The organism is Microcoleus vaginatus FACHB-2002 (assembly GCF_040004035.1).
Classification (GTDB): domain Bacteria; phylum Cyanobacteriota; class Cyanobacteriia; order Cyanobacteriales; family Microcoleaceae; genus Microcoleus; species Microcoleus vaginatus_C.
This window is the reverse complement of record NZ_JAMPLN010000083.1, coordinates 1-3,736: the sequence shown is the minus strand read 5'-3', so window position 1 is coordinate 3,736 and position 3,736 is coordinate 1. Positions and strand designations below refer to the sequence as shown.

The window sequence follows — 3,736 nt, the reverse complement described above, 5'->3', positions numbered from 1 at the left end:
GATGTTCCCACCCCATATCCTGCTAACTATTAAATGTAGCTAAAGATTCCATCCTGTTTTGAATAATGTTTTTGGCTCTTGATCGCTACATCATACATCAATTCAGCAACGCCAGGCTTTGGTAAAGTTGTTCTCAACTCTCAGCAGCAACGAGAGGTTAAAATTCTCAAGCAGAGTGTACTCAAGCATTTTCAGCAAATACCGGACCCTCGTGTGGAGAGAACAAGACACCACAGTTTGGAAGCTATTCTCACCATAGCCATTTTAGCGGTGCTATCAGGGGCGGACGGATTCGTTGCCATTGAGGTTTACGGCAAAACTAAACAATCTTGGTTAGAGCAATTTTTAGACTTGCCTCATGGGATTCCATCCCACGATACCTTTGGGCGGGTGATAGGATCGATTGATGCGATAGCATTACAGGAGAGCTTTTTGGAGTGGATTGCTACGATCGCGGCTTCATTGAAGATCGAAGTAATTCATATAGATGGCAAGACGTCCAGGGGTTCCTACGATCGAGAAGGTCAGCTCAAAGCGTTGCATACGGTGAGTGCGTGGAGTAGTGAACATGGGTTGGTAGTGGCACAACAAAAAGTTAAAGATAAGTCAAATGAAATTACAGCAGTACCGCAGCTTCTGACATTGCTTAATCTCAAGGGGGCGGTAGTTACCCTTGATGCTATGGGTACCCAAACCGAAATTGCTCGTCAAATTAAGCGACAAGACGGGAACTATCTGTTGGCTCTTAAAGGCAACCAGCTCAATCTTTACAAACAAGTGGAATCTTGGTTCGAGGAAGCAAGTACCAAGTCTTGGGAAGGAATTGAGTACAGCTATCATGAAACTGTGGAGGCGGGGCATCACCGTGTAGAAACTCGGCAAGTATGGGTAGTGAGTGTTAAACAATTACCACGGTTACATCGACAAAGCCAATGGGAGGGTCTAACTACAGTAGTGATGGTTCGCAGGCGGCGACAATTATGGAATAAAACCACCACGGAGATTCAATTTTATCTGAGCAGTCTGGAAGCCGATGCCGAGCGACATAGCTGGGTGATTCGTTCCCATTGGAGCATTGAAAATAGTCTGCATTGGGTGTTAGATGTCACATTTAATGAGGATGCCAGTCGGATTCGACAGGGCAATGCTGCCCAAAATCTGGGCTTGTTGCGTCATTTGAGTATTAGTTTACTCAAGCAGGAGCCGTCGAAGTTGAGTTTAAAAATGAAGCGCTACACTGCGGGCATGGATAATAATTTTCTGCTCCAAATCCTCAGTGCTGGTCTGGCAGAAATTTAATAAAAATCTAATAGAGACAAGCTTATTGTCCTCCCAATTAAAACTAGGTAATAGAAGGCTTTCAACTCGGTTTAGTCCCCCGGATATCGGGTTTTTACCGCTATCCATACAGTTATTATTTTTACGGGTTCATACTCTTTGACGCTTTTCGTTGAATCCCTCTGTCAAATGTCAAGCCAATCTTCTTGACAATGACATGGGAATTAAGATGCGATTACCCTGATGTCAAAGACCAGATAATTAAAATAGGTGCAGGCACAAAACAGACACCAGCTTTGACTATAAAATTAGTACAGATTCGCTCCAAGACTTCCTGGCGTTCTTATCTGACAAGTGTCCGAGAACCTGAAATATTGCCCCCTTATGTAGTAGCAGATTTATATCAAAGACGCTGGCGAATTGAAGACGCATTTTGTACAGTAAAAAGATTATTAAATCTCAATACGGTTCAGTTAAGGCTATGCAGTGCTTAAAACAATAAATACAGGAGGATTCATTATTATTCCAGTACCTCTGTGTTTAACTTGTTTAGAGCGAAATTTGGAAACAGGCTTTTTCACAACTCTTGGGTTGTTTCTACGAACCCTTTCAGGTAGAAGTTGGTCAAGTATCTCCCAAGTTAACCAATTTAAAAAAAGGGAAGTTCTTGTGGTTGTAACCGCTGGAATTTTGGCAGAACACGACGAATAACTCGTAATGTTCCAGTAAAAGAAAGACGCAATGGTGAAACACCTGCACTGCTTGCTGCTTGAAAAATCAATGCTCTTACCGCCCAATGTCCTAGTAGCAAACCATAAATTTCTTGTACCACTTCTTTCGGTCTTTGAGAACGAATATGAGTTTTTCGCCCCAATAAATGCACTTTGAGTTCATCAATAGTATTCTCGACTTCCCAACGTTGATGATATTCACAAGCAAGTGACTGGGCTGGAAATTTTTCAGCGTCCAACAAGCTCGTAATTAAACGATATCTAATTTGTGTGACTGGGTGTTCGGGAGCCTCAATTATGTACTCGATTACTCTTACCTGTATTGGCTTAAATCCTTTTTTTCTTAACTTGCCGGATGGATAAATCCAACTCAAGTATGAACCATCATTTAATTGTGTTTCGTTTAAGAATTTAACATTTGATGGAATTCGACCCAAATACTCACAACCTTTGCTGATTGTGGCTTCTACCATCGCGTAAGAATGTAAACCTCTATCCCACATCAATAACATTCCCTCTGCCACTGAGCGTAACAATTTTAACGCTCTTACTCTTTCTCCCATTTTATATGGACACATTAAGGCATCAAATATTAAATGTGTTCCTGCCTCTAATAAAATAACTAATCTCGCTTTCGGAAACGCTGCTCTTGTACCTGGACGACTTCCCGGACGACCAAAAACCCGGGCATTTTCATCACCCAGAGGGGATATCTAAGCAGGTTCCATCTATCACTACGACTCTGAGCTCGTTGATAAAAGCTCCTACTGTTTCAACTGTAGCCATTGGTCGCACTAAAGAATGAAACAACTGTCTCATCACGCCTGCTCCTAATCTTTGTCTGGCTTGAGTAATTGCCGATTTACATGGAAACCGCCAATATTTACCAATTTTTATCCACCCTTCATTAAGACCATCAATCAAATTTTTTAGTACATCCCGCATTGAATCTTTAGACCACAGACTCATGGCGATTACCAGACACACTACCAGTTGTGCTGGTAAAGCACGATAACGTTTCTCTTCCACCTTCGTTTTAGTAATCGCCTGTTCGATTGCAGTGGCTGGAATTGCCATTTCTATTGCTTTGAATATCTCCGTGCTTTGGATTTTGGGAGATACTAATGAGAATTCTTTGAGATGCACGCCAACTTGCTCTCCCTTTTTGGATATAATACCTAGTTTACAACGGTTTGAGCCTTAACTGAACCGTATTGTATTAAATCTCAGCTATTTATGGACAGGTTCATTAAACGGAATCAAGCTCCAAATCTGGGCTACTTGGCTATTTTATGCGGTTTTAGTAGATTTACGAGATGCGGTGGCAGATGAATTAGGAGTACCAATTGAACGGGTTTCATTAGAAATGATTTATCGGGGGATGTATCATTTTTCGGTTGCCTATCAAAAAGGAATAGCTTCTGACCTTGTTAAGTATTTTGCCGCCGACGAAAATCAAGATTTAGGGATTGTTAAGCTAGGCATGAAAACCTCATGTCAGGCTAATTATTTCTCCTTTCCCTGGAACTCAAAGAAGTCCCGAACAATTTTTTTTCAACAATAAAGGAACAAATGGAGTCATATTTTAATTGCTGGAGTTTAGACTAAGCAAGCTTAAGACGAAATTAGTTTTAATTCCAGAACGTTGATGTTGAACGGCAACGTTCGCTGGCGAGGAGATCAGGAAGCTCAACCATAAAATAGAAGTCCAGCGACAGTTGACGTTC

At 41.5% G+C, this 3,736-nt stretch carries 1 protein-coding gene and 3 pseudogenes; 3 read left to right on the top strand and 1 reads right to left on the bottom strand.

Annotated elements, in window-relative coordinates:
- Positions 1 to 162: 162 nt before the first annotated feature.
- Both NDI35_RS29600 and NDI35_RS29595 read left to right on the top strand, forming a co-directional pair.
- On the top strand, positions 163 to 1,299 hold the full coding sequence (locus tag NDI35_RS29600) for an ISAs1 family transposase (RefSeq protein ID WP_445315814.1): 1,137 nt from the start codon (positions 163 to 165) through the stop codon (positions 1,297 to 1,299).
- 248 nt (positions 1,300 to 1,547) lie between these two features.
- Positions 1,548 to 1,742: pseudogene (locus NDI35_RS29595) on the top strand (transposase); the annotation flags it as partial.
- A gap of 185 nt (positions 1,743 to 1,927) precedes the next feature.
- Here NDI35_RS29595 and NDI35_RS29590 read toward each other — a convergent pair.
- A pseudogene (locus NDI35_RS29590) lies at positions 1,928 to 3,086 on the bottom strand (IS4 family transposase).
- Positions 3,087 to 3,225: 139 nt separating this feature from the next.
- Between NDI35_RS29590 and NDI35_RS29585 the strand changes: the two are divergent.
- A pseudogene (locus NDI35_RS29585) lies at positions 3,226 to 3,598 on the top strand (IS4 family transposase); the annotation flags it as partial.
- Positions 3,599 to 3,736: the final 138 nt, after the last annotated feature.